The following is a 15,888-nucleotide window of genomic DNA, read 5'->3' as shown; positions in this document are numbered from 1 at the left end:
CAACTTATCCCAAAAAACCGATTATGACAAACGCTATTTTGCACTTTTATAGCACTATTTACTAAAAACATGCGTCAGTTAGCACTTTAAACCGATTGTGTGTTCTGTATATAGATGTTAAATAGCGCAAAATCTCGTTTGTCATTTCAATAAAAACAAGGTGTTAAGCTAATATTTCTCCGCTTAAGTTAGACTAAGGCAAAATCACCTTGATTTCACTCCCATGGGAGGTTTTCAAGATATCAATTCGAGTGCCTATCTGTTCTTTCATTTCGGATACATGGGAAATCACCCCAATCATCCTCCCTGCCGACTGCAAATCCATCAGCGTGCGAATGGCAAGTTCGAGGGAGTCCTGATCTAGGCTGCCAAAGCCTTCGTCAATAAATAAGGTATCGAGTTTTATCCCCCCTGCGTAGGCTTGAACCACATCCGATAAGCCCAAGGCCATCGACAAAGCTGCCATAAAACTCTCACCACCACTTAAGGTCCCCACGGGACGCACTTTAGAGGTGTAGGCATCCTCGACTTCAAGCTCTAGCCCTGAGGCCTTATTGCCCTTCGCCCTGTCCTCTTTACGCAGTAATCGGTAGCGCCCTTTACTCATTAAATGCAGCCTCTGCGTTGCCGCAAGCAACACATCGTCGAGCAGTACGCTGAGCACAAAGCGTTGCAGGGAAATTTTGTTGCCCGTATTACCGTTGGCAAAATCGGCCAAGGTGCCAATCACAGCGTATTCATCCTCGAGGGATTTGGCCTTTTGATCGACCACCGCCAGCTGAGTTTGGGTATTGTTAAGCAGGGTGAGCCGAGTATTGAGTTGGCTCCATACCTCTTCCGCTGCTTTAAGCTGCGCGAGTCGCTCACTGAGCAAGGCCTCTAAGGCGTCAAGATCGGGTGATGTCGACTCGCTCAACTTGGTTGTAAGCTGAGTCAGTTGCGACTGATTTAAGGCGCACTGTCTGTGATAGGTTTCTATACCCTCGGCCAGCGTCTGCATTTGCTCATCAGTTAACAAGGCTTCGCGCAATGCATCCCTATCAATAAAGCCTGCGTTTTCGAGCGCCGTCAGTAGTGTCTGCTGTGCTTGCGCCTGCAGATCTGCCGTAGCATGACAACGCTCTATTGCCGCCGATAATGCCGTTTGCGCCGCTACACTCTGCTGCGCCGCCTGCTGCTGCGCGGTTCTCAATGCATCAATCTGACGCTTTATCTGTTCGAGTTGCTGCTGGTTATTCGCAATCGCTTGATTCAATACCTCCAGTGTTCGGTATTCTTCTGGGATCCTCAGCGCTTTTTCCGCAAATTGACCCGATAGCCGCTCGACTTTGCCTTCTTGCTCACGGTAACGCTCACGCTCAAGTTCCAGTTGCTGTGTCAAAGTCGACTCTTGCTGCTGCAAGGTTTTGATCTGTTGCTGTAACTGCTGCAGCGCCTGCGCCGCATCATCGGCTTGCCTCGCTTGCAGCATGAGTATTTCTAAGGTTTGGCTATGGGATTCGAGCGACAACTCAACCTTATCGCCAAGGACTGTTGCCAGCTCATTCGCCTGCTGTTGCTGTGCTTCTAATTGCTTTTGCAGCCCGCGATATTCTGCCCGCGCTTTATTGAGATTATCGAGCGCCAAAGCCTCGGCATCCAGCGCCGCCTGCAATTGTAGATCCGTTGGTAAATCCTCATGACTCACCGCGGGATGAGGATGGGCCGAACTGCCACAAACCGGGCATGGTTCATGGGGTTTTAACTCTCTAGCTAAAATGGCTGCCTGACCTTGAAACCATTTTAGCTGCAAAGACTTGTAAGCCGTTGAGGCTCCTTGATATTGGGTATTAAGTGCTTTTCCTTGTGAGCCGACCTGCTCAAGAATCCCTTGAGTGTGCGCGACTTTGGCACAGATCTGCTGCCACTGCTTGAACTGCTCGAGCATATGACGGTGCTGCTGCAGCGCCTGCGCAGTGGCAAGTTGCTGCTCACTTTGCGATTGCAAGGCTGGCAATTGATTCTCACAATGACTGCGCTGCTCAACTAAGGTTGCAAGTGCAGTTTTACTCTCCTGCCCCTGCAGCTTGGTGTGTTGCAGTATCTCTTTTGCCTGCGCTAAAGCTTGTTCCAAGCTGGCAAACTCTGCCAGCTGCGGCACTAACGCACTGAGATGACTGTGTTGCTGCTCAACCTCACGCAGCTTATGTTCAAGGGGGATAATGTCCTGCGCCGCAGTTTCAGCATGAGCGAGGGCGAGCTTAGCGGCATCGAGCGTCAACTGTGCGCTATCGCGCTGAGCGGCTGCAACACTCGCTTCTTGCTCCCGCGACAAGGCATTATCTAATAAGGGTTTTACCCGCAGTGCTTGCTTGGCCACCTCAAGCCGTGTCGTTTGGGTTGCAATATGCGCTTGCTGCTCATTAAGACGAAGCGCCTCAGCCTGCAATTCCTCTAAGCGAGTAAATTCCGCAAAGAGTTGCTGCGCGCTATCACGCTGTTTTAATGCCGCCAAATGCGCCGCAACGCTTTGCTCTTTTGCTGCCGTCGCCGCCGCAAATTCGGGTTCTATGCGGCTAAACTCAGCGGCAAGTTCATCATCGGATGTGAGTGCTGCCGTTTGCAAAATACCGTCGCGGCGAGCGCGCTGTTCTTTCACTAAGGCACGAATATCCGCCGCCTTTGCCTTTAGAGTATCTTCGATGCGCTTATAGATATGGGTTTGGAATAATTGGCTAAAAATCTGCTCACGCGCCTTAGAGTCGGCCATCAGCAATTCGCGAAATTTCCCCTGCGGCAGCACCATCACTTGGCGGAACTGCTCCACATCTAGGCCAGTTAATGCCTCGATTTCGGCCGTGGCGTCAGACACTTTACTGGCAACGATAAGGGTTTCACTGCCATCTGGGGCAATCTTATACAGCTGCGCCTCACTCTTTTGTACCGTTGAGCCATCACCGCTTTTCTTTAATCTTTCCTGCTCGGGGACGCGGCGAATACGATAACCCGTACTACCTAATTGAAAATGAAAGGTTACCTCAGTCAGTACGCTATCATCGGCCATATCGCAGCGCATCTGACTGCCTTCGCGTTCGTTACCCGTGGTTTTGCCGTAAAGCGCAAAACAAATTCCGTCGAGCAACGTAGTTTTGCCCGCGCCTGTTGGCCCGTTGATCAGGAATAAGGGGTTATTCCCCAGTTCGGTAAAATCAATAGTTTGAGTCGAAGCAAAGGGGCCAAAGGCCGACATCGACAGCGAGAGTGGCTTCATGCGGATTGCTCCCCTTTTGCTACAACGCGAGTAGATCCACCGCTATCACCTTCATCCCTGTGAAGCTTAGTTAAAATCTCATCCATGACCGCTTGCTGCGCATCACTCAATTCCTCGCCAGAGACTTGACTGAAAAAATCACGGAACATGGCCATTTCGCCTTTTTTGATATGGTCGCGATTGAGTGCGATGGCCTGTTCGCCCGCCATTAATCCAGTACGTTCTAGATGCAGCACATTGGGATAGACACTGCGCAATTTGCCCATGGCATCTAAAATGGCGTGCTTATCAAGGAGTCTGACCATCAGATAATCCTCACGCTTGGCATCGGTCTTCCCAAGATCTAATAAATACGCCAATTCTCCCTCGATAATCCGCACATCGCGCAGCGCAGTTAAGGGCAAGAGTTGGATCTGCGCCGGAGTGTGCGCGGCGAGATCCACTAAAGTGACAGACTTATGTTGATGCTGTTCGCTAAAGGAGTATTTCAAAATCGAGCCAGAATAACGTACATGTTCACGGCCTTTATATTGCGGTCCGTGTAAGTGGCCGAGGGCGACATAGTCAAACTCACTAAAAAGCCGTGGGGAAATTTTATCGGCGCCACCAATACTCAATGGCCGCTCGGACTCGGATTCACTGCCACCATCTAAAAAGCAATGACTAACAACGACTTTAGGTAACCCTTGGCTATCGTGGCTGCGGACTTGCTCTAGCAGTAGCGCCATCGCCTCTTCATGGCTGGATACGCTGAGCCCCTTAGCATCCGCATCAAATACTTGGCGCACGGTTGCTGGTTCGGCGTAAGGCAGCGGATAAAAGTAAGCATCGCCACTTGGGCTGCTTAAGCGGATCGGCGTTAAATCAGCCTGAAGCGGCCCAATAATGTGTAAGCCACTTGCCGCCATTTGTTTAGCCGCAAAGCCTAAACGTTCGTGCCCGTCGTGGTTACCGGCAATCATCAGCACTTGTAATCCTAACTCGGTGATGAGGCGATTAAGCACCTCATCGAGCAAAGCCACGGCGCTGGCAGGAGGAATCGACCTATCGTAAATATCCCCGGCAATAATCACCGCATCGACAGTGTGCTGCTCAGCCAATGTCACGATTTGATCAAGCACATAGGCTTGGTCTTCTAAGAGTGATTGATTGTGTAACTGGCGACCAATGTGCCAGTCCGAGGTATGGATAAATCTCATCGTTGCTAAACCTTAATGGATACTAAGCCGATTCTATCGCGTGGGCGCATACCATTTAACGTGTGAAGTCTCAGGCGTAAACCCTTGGCAATAACACAGCCAATTGCCCCTAAAAACGCTTTAAAAATGCTAGGTTATCCTAAACATGACTGCGGAGTATAGCGAATACCAAGGGAGTGAAGAGATTTGCAGCAGTAAGGCCGAAAACTATGCTCATGGACTATGCCGCACAAATAGGCAATCGGCCTTATCAGGGAGAGTTAAATACGATTCAGGCTATATCAAAACAGGTGATATTGGCTGGCTAGCAGCTTCACACTCATGGCTAAGGACATAGTCACCACTAAAGGCTTAATGATCTTAGTGCCCTTGGTCACGACTAAGCGCGAACCTAAGGTGGCGCCGATTGCCTGCCCGGCAAGCATCACTAAACCAAGCACCCAAATCACTTTGCCACCTAAGGTAAAGAAGATAAGCGAAGCGATATTGGTCGAGAAGTTTAACACCTTGGCGTGTGCCGTCGCCTTTGCTAGACCAAAACCGGCCAAGGTCACAAAGGCCAGCGCGAAGAAACTCCCTGTGCCAGGACCAAAAAAGCCATCATACAAACCCACACCGAGCGCGGCGGTAAAGGCAAAGGCGGTAGGCGTTAATACTTGGTGGCGGTCATCTTCCGAAATCTTTTTCGAAAACAAGAAATAACAACCAATCGCGAGGATTAAAAAGGGTAAGACTAACTCCAGCACTTTGGCATCGACCAACTGCACCAGAATAGTGCCTAAGGCTGCGCCCGCAAAGGCACAGATAAGGGACAGTTTAACGGCCTTCAAATCGACCAATCCCTTACGCACAAAGTACAAACTCGCAAAGAAGCTGCCACCGCAGGCCTGTAATTTGTTGGTCCCGAGCGCTACCGCCGGCGGTAAACCCGCCCACATTAACGCAGGGATAGTCAGCAATCCCCCGCCGCCAGCGATAGAGTCGATAAACCCCGCCACCATAGCCACGCCAAAGAGTAATGCCGCAATTTGTAGAGTCAATTCAAATTCCATGATTGTTATTATTGAGTAATAGGAGCTAAGGCTTCGCATTACACTGCGTTTGCCTTATAAACGCAAAGGAGTTATTGTCGCGCTAGCGTGAGCAAAGCTCACACTAAATACCCTTATCATTTACTCGATTCGGATACGCCTATGTTTACTTCCTTGCCGCCCCTCAATGCATTACGGGCTTTCGAGTCTGCCGCCCGCTTGCAAAGCATGACTCTTGCCAGCAAAGAACTGCATGTCACCCACGGCGCCATCAGTAAACAAATCCGTGTACTAGAGGAATTCTTAGGTTTTGCCCTCTTCGTGCGCCTGCATAAAAAAGTCGCACTCACGGACGAAGCCAAGCGCTACTTGCCCCATGTGCAAGCGGCTCTGCAAACCTTGTCCAGTGCCACCGCCGATTTACGTAGTCAAGGCTCGCGGCCACAAACTTTAGCGATCAATGTGTTACCCAGTTTAACCATCAACTGGTTAATCCCCCGGATGGAGCAATTTAAATCTCGGCATCCGCATTTGTATGTGGATCTCTCGATTGGTGACTTCGCCGTCGATTTCAGCCAAGGCCGTTACGACATCGCCATTCGCAGCAGCACTCAGCTCCCCAGAGGGGTAAATTACATCAAGCTGATGGATGAAGACTTGTGCTTAGTGTGCGCACCGTCACTCGCGCCTAAGCTCAAAAGCATCGAAGACATCAATCAGGTCACCCTGCTGAAACACACCACACGGCCAGAGCTATGGGAGTATTGGGCGGATAAAGTGGGACTGGTACTCACGCAGGCACAAACCTTTGGCGTCGAGCATTTTTATATGTTGAGTCAAGCCGCAGCCAGTGGCATGGGCGCAGCACTGATCCCACGTTTTTTTATCGAAGATCAATTGGCCAATGGCAGCTTAGTGATCCCGTTTCAAGCGCCTTTTACCAGCCCATACGCTTATTACTTGCTCACCCCAAAATCCCCTAGCTTACCGCTAAAGGTGCAAGCCTTTATCGATTGGATGCTCGAGTTATTTGCCCCATATCGGCAATCGTCAGATATCGACAAAGCTTAGATAGCAAAAAACCACCTGAGCGGTGGTTTTTAATGCTTATCCGGCAATAGGCTTAGTGATGGCAATGTTCATCGTGAACATGGTCGTCATCCATAAACTCATCATCACCTTCTTGATGTTGCATCACGCCCCATCCATCGGTCATGCCGCCAAACTCAGCCGCAAAATCATTGAGAATGGTTTCTTGCTCAACCAAGTCATCGTAGTCCGGCACCATGTTGATGCATACGATGATTTCCCACTTGCCAAGTTCATCGTTAAGGTTCAGCTCAACTTCGCCTTCTAAATCGGAGTTGGCTAACTCTTCGAGTGCAGATTCAGCATCACGCTGATCATCGAAAACTAAAAAGAAATCAACATCTAGGGCTTTAGTGAGGTCAATTCCGGCTTCGGCCATCGCAGCCAGCATTTTGCCATTATCGTCGTCTGGAAATTGCATATCCTACTCCACAGTATCTGGCTTATTCAGCCGCAATGATTTGAACCGATTGACCATTAAAGCTGACGATGTCACCCGCAACAACTTTTTTACGTTTGCGTGTTTCCACTTCGCCATTGACGGTAACCAAACCTTCATCAATAACATGCTTTGCTTCGCCACCGGCATTCGACATGCCTTGTACTTTTAATACTTTGTACAATTCAATAAAATCTTCGCCAGGATACAAAGCTAACTGATTAATTTGCGCCACTTAAACACGCCTCAAAAAAATAAACCTGCGGCATTATAGCAGCATGTCCCATGGGATGCAGATAATTTAACTTATCTTTGCCTTTCATCGGCGAGCAGCCCATAGGCGGATTCATCTAGCCACTCATCGCCTATCTTAAAATGCTGCCGAAACACGCCTTCGAGTTGAAAGCCACATTTCTCCATTACCCGGGCTGAGCCGATATTATCTTTGGCGCAATGCCCAACCAATTTATGGACTGACAGACTTAAACAAGCCCAATCGACAACCGCCTGTAAACTCTCAGTGGCATAGCCTTTACCTTGCCCTGCGTGCGCCAGCAAATAACCGACCTCGGCACGTTGCTCCTCCACACTATGGCAATGAAGCCCGGTTAAACCGATAAACTCAGCGCAATCAAGGGTTTCAATTACCAGCGTGAGCCAATCGCCAGAGGCATAGTCCCAGGTGGCTGAGCGCTGCTCAAACTTTTGTCTGATCACTTCGGGAGCTTCAGGAATACGCACGTAACGATTGATGTCAGGATCTTGATGTAATGCCAAGAAATGTGGCCAATCCTGCTCTTGTAAACTGCGAAGTCTTAGTCTGTCGGTATAGAGTTCAAGCATAGCGGCTCCCCAATGGATGGACGAACTAAAAAAAATGGCAGCCAAACGCTGCCATTGTCTCGGCAAGAAGACGATTAACCGCGGCTGGTGACTTCGAGTAAGTGATAACCAAACTGGGTTTTAACTGGACCTTGAACCACGTTTAATGGTGCACTAAATACCACTTCATCAAACTCACGCACCATCATGCCTGGGCCGAATGAACCTAATTCACCACCTTGTGCACCCGATGGACATGAAGAATGGGCGCGGGCGATTTGCGCAAAATCGGCACCGTCGAGGACCTGTTGTTTAAGTGCTTGGCACTGCTCTTCGCTGCTCACTAACAAATGTCTTGCTGTAGCCTGAACCATGATAAAACTCCCTGAATAATCCTGAGACATTTGCCCCAAATATCATATGGTTCCCGTTTTTATGACTGAAAACGGGATGTGAATGTTGAGTATAAAAACATTCTGTTTAATTAAAAAGTCTTAAACCGCGCCGTCATTAATTTTGTTATCGATAACGGCGCAGCATAATCGACTCTGTGTTAAGCCTTAGTCGCAGCAATCCAACGGTCGATCTTCTGCTCCATCACCGCCATAGGTAATGAGCCAGAGGTGAGGATTTGATCATGGAAAGCCTTAAGGTCAAACTTATCACCTAGGGCTTTTTCAGCACGCTCACGCAGGGCGAGGATTTTTAGCTGGCCCACTTTGTAGGAGAGTGCTTGACCCGGAATCGCCATGTAACGTTCAACCTCAGCAATAATATCCGACTCGGCCATGGGCGAATTATCCTTCATATATTGAATCGCTTGTTCGCGGCTCCAGCCTTTGGCATGTAATCCCGTATCCACCACCAAACGCATTGCACGCAGCATTTCGTCTGAAAGCTTACCAAAGTACTGATAAGGGTCGCTAAATAGCCCCATTTCGATGCCTAAGTATTCAGCATACAGCGCCCAGCCCTCTTCGAAGGCGGTATAGCCACTGAAACGTTGGAACTCAGGAACGCCTGTTAGCTCTTGCTTAATGGCGATTTGGAAATGGTGACCAGGCGCAGCCTCATGTAATGATAACGTCGTCATGCCCCATTTCGGCTGCGCTTTCAGGTTATAAGTGTTGATATAAAACACCCCAGGACGGCTCCCATCCACAGCTGGTGATTCATAGGACGCGCCCGCAGCAGATTGCTCTCTAAAGCTTTCAACCGGTTTAACCACATAGTCGGCCTTTGGCATTACATTAAAATACTGTGGCAATACTTGGTTAATCTTATCTTTCAGCACCATATAACCATCGATTAAGCCTTGGCGATCGCCATAGAAGTATTGTGGCTCAGACGATAAAGAGGCAAAAAAGGCTTTTAAGTCACCTTTAAAACCAACTTGCTCACGCACTTTGTCCATCTCAGAAAGAATGCGTGCGACCTCATTGAGACCAATTTGGTGAATTTCATCCACTGGCATGGTTGTGGTGGTATGAGAATTGGCTAAATGCTGATACCAAGCTTTACCATTTGGTAGACCAGACCAACCATCCGTCGCGCGGGACTTAGGTAAGTAAGTCTGCTTGAAGTAATCGCGCAGCCCCGTTAATGCAGGCACTAAACGCTCATTAATCATCGCCTGATAACTTGCCGTTAGCTCCGCTTTATCTTGATCCGAAAACCCTTCTGGGAAGTGATTAATCGGTGAATAGAAAATGCTTTGGCTGGCATCCGTAGTAAGCATGGCATCAAGCTGTGGAATAATCCGCTCAACTAACACGCGCGGTAACACCACTTTACTGGCAATACCTTCATTCATGCGATTCTCGGCCAATTGGATCCAATCAATAAAGCCGTTAACACGCTGCTCCCAGTTGCGATAATCCTGTACTGTGTTAAACGGCTGTGCACTCTCACCGCTACCCAGTTGCACCATAGTGATCACTGTGCTGTAGAACTGGCTGATCGGCATAAAGCGTGATGGGAAAGTTTCGTCTACTAAGGCCATTTCGCGGTCATACACAAACAGCGCATAGCTGAGTTGTAAATCGGCTGGCAATTGCTCAAGGTCAATCGCCCTCACTTGCGCTAAATAACGGGTATTAAGATCATGACGCGCCTTAAGATATTCCTCGGTTAAGTCTCCACCAAACTGCGCGTTGTAATCATTAACACCGACAAAAGTGGCGTAAATCGGTTCTAACTTTAAGTAATCTTTAAAATAGGCATCGACTAAGGCAGCGTATTTAGACTCAGCGGTTTGAGCTTCACTTTGCGCCGGAGCGGCTTGGGTCGTACCTTCCTGTACTGCTGTCGTTGTTTCCGGCTTTGAGCAGCCTTGTAAAGCAAACACTAACGCTATCGTTCCCGCTAATAAACTTAATTTCATCTTATATATTTCTCCTTTTGGGTCCGTGATAGCCAAACTCTTCCTATACTTAGTTCAAAGTCTGCTTACGGGATTCATCTATGATCTACTCATTTCGTAACTCAGGTTTTAGGGATCCTGAAACAGGGGTCTATAACCAAACCTATTTCATGGAAGTATTCAACCGAGAGTGGCACAGGCACATACGCGAGCAACAAAGCTTGGCGTTATTGTATCTGTGCCCTCACATTCATGAAACCGTCAAACAACCCCATTTACTCGAATTCTTTACTAAACAGGTACAAGAAGCACTGCTACGGGCGACAGATTTGATTGCAAGGTTAGATCACAACCATTTTGCGTTAGGACTTTTCAATATTGATGAGGAAGGTACGGAAGTCGTTTTAAAAAGGATAGCGAAACATATTCAAGAGTTTAACCAAGAATTTGGAAAAAATCATAAGCTGAAGATTGATTATAAACTCGCAGCCTGCATCTGCTTACCGAGCCAAGAACAAAAAATAGAATCATTATTTAATCATGTCTCCAGGTTGTCATTGGAGCTAGAGCGCGATCAAAATCAATCGCAAGCACTGATAAAACTTCAATAAAGAAAAAGCCCCTTACGGGGCTTTTTAGATCTGCATTGCGAATACAGTGAGTTACAGTTCGACGTTGTGCATACGCGCTTTTTCTTTGATATAAGCGATATAGCTGTTTGCACTCTTCTCAGTCTTCTTATCCTTCGCGGCTAATACAGCGCGGTTATAAGCTGACTTGTACTGTTTCAAACTTAAATGGGCTAATGCCAATTCGAAGTTTGCTTCACCTGGATGTTCGATACCTAAAGAGATGGCTTTCTCAAGCACTGGAATCGCTTCAGAGTATTTTTCATTCAAGCTCAGTAAACGGCCTTGTTTCAGGTACAGCTTGCCATCGTTATTGATAGCAGCCGCTTTTCCATAAAACTCAGCAGCTTCTTTGAACTCTTTCGCGTTTTGGTAGAAACCAGCCAGAATCTCATAGGATTTAGCATCCTGAGTGATTAGACCTGACTTCATGTTCTTCTCAAATACTTTAGCAGCTTGGTATGGCGCACCTTTCTGTGCCATTAGCTGAGCTAAACGAGTGATGTTAGCTCCTGTATCCAAGAAACCATTACGGTAAGCCAAATCATAAGTCGCGAGCGACTTATCATAGTCTTCTACCATCAGATAAAACTGTGCTAACTGAACCCATAATCTGCCATCATCCGGGAATAACGGCACCATGACTTCTAACACACCAACGGCTTTTTTATACTTCTTCTGGTTGAAGTAAGACGTCAGTTTCATCTGATACAGACCTTTATCAGGAGCTTCGGCGAGAGAAAGACCTTTATCAGCCACTTCAATCACTTTGTCCCACTGTTTCAGTTCTGTGTAAGCAATACCGATACGACGATACATTTGAGAATCAGCCTTACAAGTAAAGTCCATCCACTTGTAATAATAAGGAATCGCTTCCTTAAACTTCTTCTCTTGTAACAATAAGTCGGCATAGAGGCGCAGTGTCGCCGCGTGATCTGTTCCACCTAAAATATCCGCTTCAACGGCTTGTTTCAGGTACTTGATCGCAGTATCCATCTTGCCCTTTTCGGCATAGAAGTTACCGAGCATACGCGCAACATACGCTTTATCGAAATCATTCTTTGGGTTTGCTTCTAACAAAATAGCGATTGCTTCATCAAGCTGACCATTTGTATAAGCTTCAAAGGATTTCTGAACCTTTTTAGCAGCACTTTCGCCTACCGCTTTAGATTGACGCTTATCTACTTCACATTTCTCAGCTGCAACAGCTGATGAAACCGATAATGCACCACCACAAAGAGACAGCAATAACGCAACTGCGATTTTATTTGCATTACGCATTGTTATTTGCCTCCTTTATCTAAAGTGAAGTCTAATTGCACAGTCATGCCAGGTTGTTTAAGTGGCTTGCCATCAACAATCTTTGGCTTATATTTCCACTTTTTCAGTGCACGAATTGCTTCTTTATCAAACAAACGTTTAGGTTCAGCATTGATAATTTCAACATCATCAACACCACCCAACTCGTTAATGGTAAAGCGTAACTGCACCCAACCTTCTTTACCGTCACGTGCCGCAGCAATTGGATATTGAGGCTCAATACGGACGATTGGTGTTGCATCGCCGTCACGCGTCATCATATTACCCAATTTGAAACCACCGGCACTATGACCACCAGCTTCAACACCACCCATATTGAACGACATAGACGTATCAATATTTGATGAAGTGTCTGGTGGCGTAGTATCAGGCTTTTGTGGTTGCTCTGGTGGTGGTGGCGGCTTAGGCACTACCCTTGGTTTATTCTGTGCTTTTGCATCCTGTCTATCCATGGTGATTTCAATTACAGGGGTCTCGGCCGATGTTTCAGCGCGTTGCGCCCCACCACCGACCAAGAACGCCATAAAAGCGAACAGACCAAAAGTCACAGCAGCACCAATAATGATTGATACTAGTGCTCTTAGCATATTAATCGTTCCCCGCAGATACCGAAATCTTATCTATACCAGCCGCTTTGACTTGGTCTAGAACTTTAACAACTAAGCCGTGTTGCGTATCTTTGTCGGCCTGGATCAGCACTGCTGCTTCAGGCGCTTCAGCTAGCATACGCTCAACGTTTGCAGTTACACGCTCGATATCAACCTGACGGTTTTCCATCATAATCACGCCAGTTTTGCTGACGCCGATAAAGATGTTCGCCGAAGGCTTAGAAGTCGCTTGTGAAGCTTTTGGTTTATTGTAGTCCAAACCAGATGGTTTCACGAATGACGTTGTTACAATGAAGAAGATCAGCATGATGAACACGATGTCGAGCATCGGTGTCATATCAATTTGCGCTTCCTCGTCTACACTGGAATGCTTTTTACGTGCCATGTTCAATCTCTCTCTAGTGGTGCGGCATGCTGTCTTTTAGCTTTTCTAAGCTGATTTTCATTTTCACATCAAGGCGAGTACTGAAGAATACTCCCGATAATGCGGCAACCATTCCCGCCATAGTGGGCATGGTTGCCATTGAAATACCAGCCGCCATTAAACGAGCATTACTCGTCCCCTGAACTGCCATCACATCGAACACTGAAATCATACCGGTAACGGTACCTAATAAACCTATCATAGGACAAATCGCTACTAAGGTTTTAATCATCAGCATACGTGCATTCAAATCTTGCTTCGCTTGGGACAGCCAAGCTTCACGGATACGGTGTGCATACCAAGAGGTAGTTTCCTCTCTAGCATCCCATGCAGCTATGATTGCTTTATGTTGCTTTGGTGATATCCAATTTAGATACCAGTAACGTTCAAGCATCAATACCCACATTAAGAACAGCACAAACGCAACTAACCAGAGGACGTTGCCTCCGGAGGCCATGAAGCCCCTGACGGAATCCCATATGTCCATCAGGTGAATCATCATTAGTTAGCCCTCTTCTCAGCATGTGCTGCGATGATACCCGCACTTTGTTCTTCCAAAATTTGGGTGATTGATTTACTACGTGCAACTAAAAGTGCATGCAATAACATCAGAGGTAGAGCCGCAACCAGACCTTGAACCGTCGTTACCAGCGCCATTGAGATACCGCCAGCCATCAGTTTTGGATCGCCAGTACCGAACAATTGAATACTTTGGAAAGTTGCAATCATACCGGTTACTGTACCTAGCAGACCTAACATAGGACCGATAGCAGCAATCACTTTTAGAATTGGAATACGCGCTTCTAATGCTGGGGTTTCTTTCAGAATGGCTTCATCCAATTTCAACTCCAACGTTTCAACATCAACGTCTTTGTTTTCATGGTAAACCTTCAAGATACGGCCAAGAGCGTTATTACCTGGTTTATCAACATTCTTCGCTTGATTTTTAACTTTTGCACCAATAGCAGCCAGAACAATAAAACGCTCTGCAGCAATTAATAAGCCAAGTGCAAGTAATACCAGAATGATATAACCAATTGTGCCACCAGACTCTAAACGATCTTCCATACTCGCTTTGTTTGTAAAGATATTTAACAAAACACCACGAGCGGGGTCAATGTAGAATGGTGCAGTACCTGAAGTAGTTTGTTCCCATTTACCAACAGCACTGACTTGATAACCTTCTGGCTGTTGTGATAACTCTTGAACTAAACCTAATTCAGGATTGTAAACAACATATTTGCCATCAGCCGTTAGGTTATAAGTACCAATACGGTGAATAGTGGTATTTTTTACACTACCATCAATCGCAGTAACAGACGCATTAAATTTAACAACCTTACCAGATTGCACCATTTCGAATAACTGTTCTTGCCAGAATTGCTCTAATTCTTCAATTTTTGGTAATTGCTTACGCGCACCTAAATCAGCAACAAATTTGTCACGATTAGGAAATTGAGCACTGACGTTTGAACTCGCTAATTTACCAGCGAAATCACCCGCTTCACCTTTAACCACACCGAACATCTCACCCAAGTCACCTTGAGCAGTTTTCAGATCTTCTTCTAACTGGGCGATTTTGCGCTCATTATCTAAGAAGGCTTGGTTTAAATCTTTACCGCGTTGTTTTTCAGCCGCTAAAGCGTCTTTTTCACGCTTCAATAATGCCGCTTTATCGCCACGCTCAGCTTGGAACTCTTGCTCACGCTTGCTGTTAACTTTGCCTTCAGCAGCGCGATCAACTTTAACTTGCTGCAATAATTGGTCGATGGTCTTAGGTGCATCAGCAGCGCTAGCCATACCAGCAGTTAAAGAAAAACTTGCAGCTAATACAGCTGTAGTAATTAACTTCTTCATTATTGTGCAGTCTCCGCAGCAGGAATTGGTAATGCGAATAGATCTAGAGCGCCTTGTTTACGGGCAATGCGGATACCTTTAGTCAGTTCACGCAGATAGCTGTCATCTAACTTATCCCAACCCTTAGTTTCTGGGTTGTACATCCAGCCAGTCTTTTGATCTAAGCTTTGTGCATACAGAGCAACACGACCCAAGTTAAAGAAGTCTACTAATACTTCTTTACCATCTAAGGTCAACTTACCTTGGTTAACTGCAACAGCACTACCATACTCACGCTCGATGCTGTACGCATCTAGGATCAAACGGTATTTTTCAGCTAAAGTCACTTCTGCTGTGTTTAGCAGTGTTTTTAACTCTTTAACACGGTTAGCACGGACTTCAGAGTTGAATGGCAAGTCTAATTGAACGAATTGTTCTAAAGACTCAACCATTTTAAACATTAAAGGCACAACGCCCTGACGCAGTTTATCTACGCCATTAATGTCATTTTGAACTGCGTCCATTGTTTTTTGTTGATCAGCAACCAAGCTGGCAACGTAATCGTTATAGGACTTCAGTGACTCACGCTCATCAGCAACTGAACCATACTCAAAAAGCATGTCTTGTGCTTGATCGAAATACTTATCAACGTTCTTTTGCGACGCAGCAGCATCAGCATGGATCATACTATCCGCTTTCTGCACGTCGGTAAGAGGATCTGCAACTACTAAGTTGCTGCTCGCTAATGCCAGCACGCCAACAAGTGCAGTAGCGATTTTTGTTCTATTGCTTACCTTGGACATAGTTCCCAACCAATTTGAAGTGAATAAAAAAGTTAACTTACCAGCAACATCACTTTAAGCAAGACTTACTTTAGGA

The 15,888-nt window shown here is 46.7% G+C and carries 16 protein-coding genes; 2 read left to right on the top strand and 14 right to left on the bottom strand.

Annotated elements, in window-relative coordinates:
• Positions 1–193: 193 nt before the first annotated feature.
• The 3 genes from ACUZ8J_RS07945 to ACUZ8J_RS07935 all read right to left on the bottom strand — a co-directional run bounded on the left by ACUZ8J_RS07945 (position 194) and on the right by ACUZ8J_RS07935 (position 5,501).
• Positions 194–3,250 (bottom strand): SbcC/MukB-like Walker B domain-containing protein, encoded by a 3,057-nt coding sequence (locus ACUZ8J_RS07945; RefSeq protein ID WP_446693529.1) that lies wholly within the window; start codon positions 3,248–3,250, stop codon positions 194–196.
• Positions 3,247–4,449: an exonuclease SbcCD subunit D gene (locus tag ACUZ8J_RS07940; RefSeq protein ID WP_446693528.1), complete on the bottom strand. Its 1,203-nt coding sequence runs from the start codon at positions 4,447–4,449 to the stop codon at positions 3,247–3,249. The genes ACUZ8J_RS07945 and ACUZ8J_RS07940 overlap by 4 nt, the downstream gene beginning before the upstream one ends.
• Before the next feature lie 281 nt (positions 4,450–4,730).
• The gene (locus ACUZ8J_RS07935; RefSeq protein WP_023267800.1) at positions 4,731–5,501 is read right to left on the bottom strand and encodes a TSUP family transporter; all 771 of its coding nucleotides are present in this window, start codon (positions 5,499–5,501) and stop codon (positions 4,731–4,733) included.
• A 141-nt stretch (positions 5,502–5,642) separates the two neighbouring features.
• Between ACUZ8J_RS07935 and ACUZ8J_RS07930 the strand changes: the two genes are divergently transcribed.
• Positions 5,643–6,551, top strand: coding sequence for a LysR substrate-binding domain-containing protein (locus tag ACUZ8J_RS07930; protein ID WP_109285815.1), 909 nt, complete (start codon positions 5,643–5,645; stop codon positions 6,549–6,551).
• Positions 6,552–6,603: 52 nt separating this feature from the next.
• On the opposite strand, the gene ACUZ8J_RS07925 is transcribed toward ACUZ8J_RS07930, so the two are convergent.
• The 5 genes from ACUZ8J_RS07925 to ACUZ8J_RS07905 form a co-directional block, all read right to left on the bottom strand.
• Positions 6,604–6,990 (bottom strand): ribonuclease E inhibitor RraB, encoded by a 387-nt coding sequence (locus ACUZ8J_RS07925; RefSeq protein WP_011717512.1) that lies wholly within the window; start codon positions 6,988–6,990, stop codon positions 6,604–6,606.
• A 22-nt stretch (positions 6,991–7,012) separates the two neighbouring features.
• Positions 7,013–7,243, bottom strand: a complete 231-nt coding sequence (locus tag ACUZ8J_RS07920) for an RNA-binding S4 domain-containing protein (protein ID WP_023265319.1) — start codon at positions 7,241–7,243, stop codon at positions 7,013–7,015.
• A 71-nt stretch (positions 7,244–7,314) separates the two neighbouring features.
• Positions 7,315–7,851 carry a GNAT family N-acetyltransferase gene (locus ACUZ8J_RS07915; protein ID WP_446693527.1) on the bottom strand — a complete coding sequence of 179 codons (537 nt, stop codon included), beginning with the start codon at positions 7,849–7,851 and terminating at the stop codon, positions 7,315–7,317.
• A gap of 74 nt (positions 7,852–7,925) precedes the next feature.
• Positions 7,926–8,204: a peptidylprolyl isomerase gene (locus ACUZ8J_RS07910; RefSeq protein WP_446693526.1), complete on the bottom strand. Its 279-nt coding sequence runs from the start codon at positions 8,202–8,204 to the stop codon at positions 7,926–7,928.
• A 179-nt stretch (positions 8,205–8,383) separates the two neighbouring features.
• A complete protein-coding gene (locus ACUZ8J_RS07905) occupies positions 8,384–10,213 on the bottom strand; it encodes a DUF885 domain-containing protein (RefSeq protein ID WP_446693525.1) in 1,830 nt (609 codons plus the stop codon).
• Positions 10,214–10,293: 80 nt separating this feature from the next.
• Here ACUZ8J_RS07905 and ACUZ8J_RS07900 point away from each other — a divergent pair, with 80 nt between their 5' ends.
• On the top strand, positions 10,294–10,803 hold the full coding sequence (locus ACUZ8J_RS07900; protein WP_023265315.1) for a diguanylate cyclase domain-containing protein: 510 nt from the start codon (positions 10,294–10,296) through the stop codon (positions 10,801–10,803).
• Between the two features lie 51 nt (positions 10,804–10,854).
• Here the strand turns inward: ACUZ8J_RS07900 and ACUZ8J_RS07895 are convergent, their stop codons facing one another.
• From ACUZ8J_RS07895 to ACUZ8J_RS07870, 6 genes are read right to left on the bottom strand one after another with little or no spacing between them, the layout of a single operon-like run.
• The gene (locus ACUZ8J_RS07895) at positions 10,855–12,102 is read right to left on the bottom strand and encodes a tetratricopeptide repeat protein (RefSeq protein ID WP_023265314.1); all 1,248 of its coding nucleotides are present in this window, start codon (positions 12,100–12,102) and stop codon (positions 10,855–10,857) included.
• 2 nt (positions 12,103–12,104) lie between these two features.
• Positions 12,105–12,728 (bottom strand): energy transducer TonB, encoded by a 624-nt coding sequence (locus tag ACUZ8J_RS07890; RefSeq protein WP_023265313.1) that lies wholly within the window; start codon positions 12,726–12,728, stop codon positions 12,105–12,107.
• Between the two features lies 1 nt (position 12,729).
• A complete protein-coding gene (locus ACUZ8J_RS07885) occupies positions 12,730–13,134 on the bottom strand; it encodes an ExbD/TolR family protein (protein WP_011623215.1) in 405 nt (134 codons plus the stop codon).
• 13 nt (positions 13,135–13,147) lie between these two features.
• Positions 13,148–13,675, bottom strand: a complete 528-nt coding sequence (locus ACUZ8J_RS07880) for a MotA/TolQ/ExbB proton channel family protein (protein ID WP_080612365.1) — start codon at positions 13,673–13,675, stop codon at positions 13,148–13,150.
• Positions 13,675–15,030, bottom strand: coding sequence for a MotA/TolQ/ExbB proton channel family protein (locus ACUZ8J_RS07875; protein ID WP_037428132.1), 1,356 nt, complete (start codon positions 15,028–15,030; stop codon positions 13,675–13,677). The genes ACUZ8J_RS07880 and ACUZ8J_RS07875 overlap by 1 nt, the downstream gene beginning before the upstream one ends.
• Complete coding sequence (locus tag ACUZ8J_RS07870) at positions 15,030–15,812, bottom strand: DUF3450 domain-containing protein (RefSeq protein ID WP_037417266.1); 783 nt, start codon at positions 15,810–15,812, stop codon at positions 15,030–15,032. Before ACUZ8J_RS07870 ends, ACUZ8J_RS07875 begins: the two co-directional genes overlap by 1 nt.
• Between the last annotated feature and the right edge of the window lie 76 nt (positions 15,813–15,888).

Source organism: Shewanella sp. Koi 1 (assembly GCF_052907445.1).
Note: the sequence above shows the minus strand (reverse complement) of the source record. Positions and strands in the feature narration are given on the sequence as shown.

Coding starts and splice junctions, on each gene's coding strand:
- ACUZ8J_RS07945 (WP_446693529.1), bottom strand. CDS start 3,250: ATGAAGCCACTCTCGCTGTCGATGTCGGCCTTTGGCCCCTTTGCTTCG.
- ACUZ8J_RS07940 (WP_446693528.1), bottom strand. CDS start 4,449: ATGAGATTTATCCATACCTCGGACTGGCACATTGGTCGCCAGTTACAC.
- ACUZ8J_RS07935 (WP_023267800.1), bottom strand. CDS start 5,501: ATGGAATTTGAATTGACTCTACAAATTGCGGCATTACTCTTTGGCGTG.
- ACUZ8J_RS07930 (WP_109285815.1), top strand. CDS start 5,643: ATGTTTACTTCCTTGCCGCCCCTCAATGCATTACGGGCTTTCGAGTCT.
- ACUZ8J_RS07925 (WP_011717512.1), bottom strand. CDS start 6,990: ATGCAATTTCCAGACGACGATAATGGCAAAATGCTGGCTGCGATGGCC.
- ACUZ8J_RS07915 (WP_446693527.1), bottom strand. CDS start 7,851: ATGCTTGAACTCTATACCGACAGACTAAGACTTCGCAGTTTACAAGAG.
- ACUZ8J_RS07910 (WP_446693526.1), bottom strand. CDS start 8,204: ATGGTTCAGGCTACAGCAAGACATTTGTTAGTGAGCAGCGAAGAGCAG.
- ACUZ8J_RS07905 (WP_446693525.1), bottom strand. CDS start 10,213: ATGAAATTAAGTTTATTAGCGGGAACGATAGCGTTAGTGTTTGCTTTA.
- ACUZ8J_RS07900 (WP_023265315.1), top strand. CDS start 10,294: ATGATCTACTCATTTCGTAACTCAGGTTTTAGGGATCCTGAAACAGGG.
- ACUZ8J_RS07895 (WP_023265314.1), bottom strand. CDS start 12,102: ATGCGTAATGCAAATAAAATCGCAGTTGCGTTATTGCTGTCTCTTTGT.
- ACUZ8J_RS07890 (WP_023265313.1), bottom strand. CDS start 12,728: ATGCTAAGAGCACTAGTATCAATCATTATTGGTGCTGCTGTGACTTTT.
- ACUZ8J_RS07885 (WP_011623215.1), bottom strand. CDS start 13,134: ATGGCACGTAAAAAGCATTCCAGTGTAGACGAGGAAGCGCAAATTGAT.
- ACUZ8J_RS07880 (WP_080612365.1), bottom strand. CDS start 13,675: ATGATGATTCACCTGATGGACATATGGGATTCCGTCAGGGGCTTCATG.
- ACUZ8J_RS07875 (WP_037428132.1), bottom strand. CDS start 15,030: ATGAAGAAGTTAATTACTACAGCTGTATTAGCTGCAAGTTTTTCTTTA.
- ACUZ8J_RS07870 (WP_037417266.1), bottom strand. CDS start 15,812: ATGTCCAAGGTAAGCAATAGAACAAAAATCGCTACTGCACTTGTTGGC.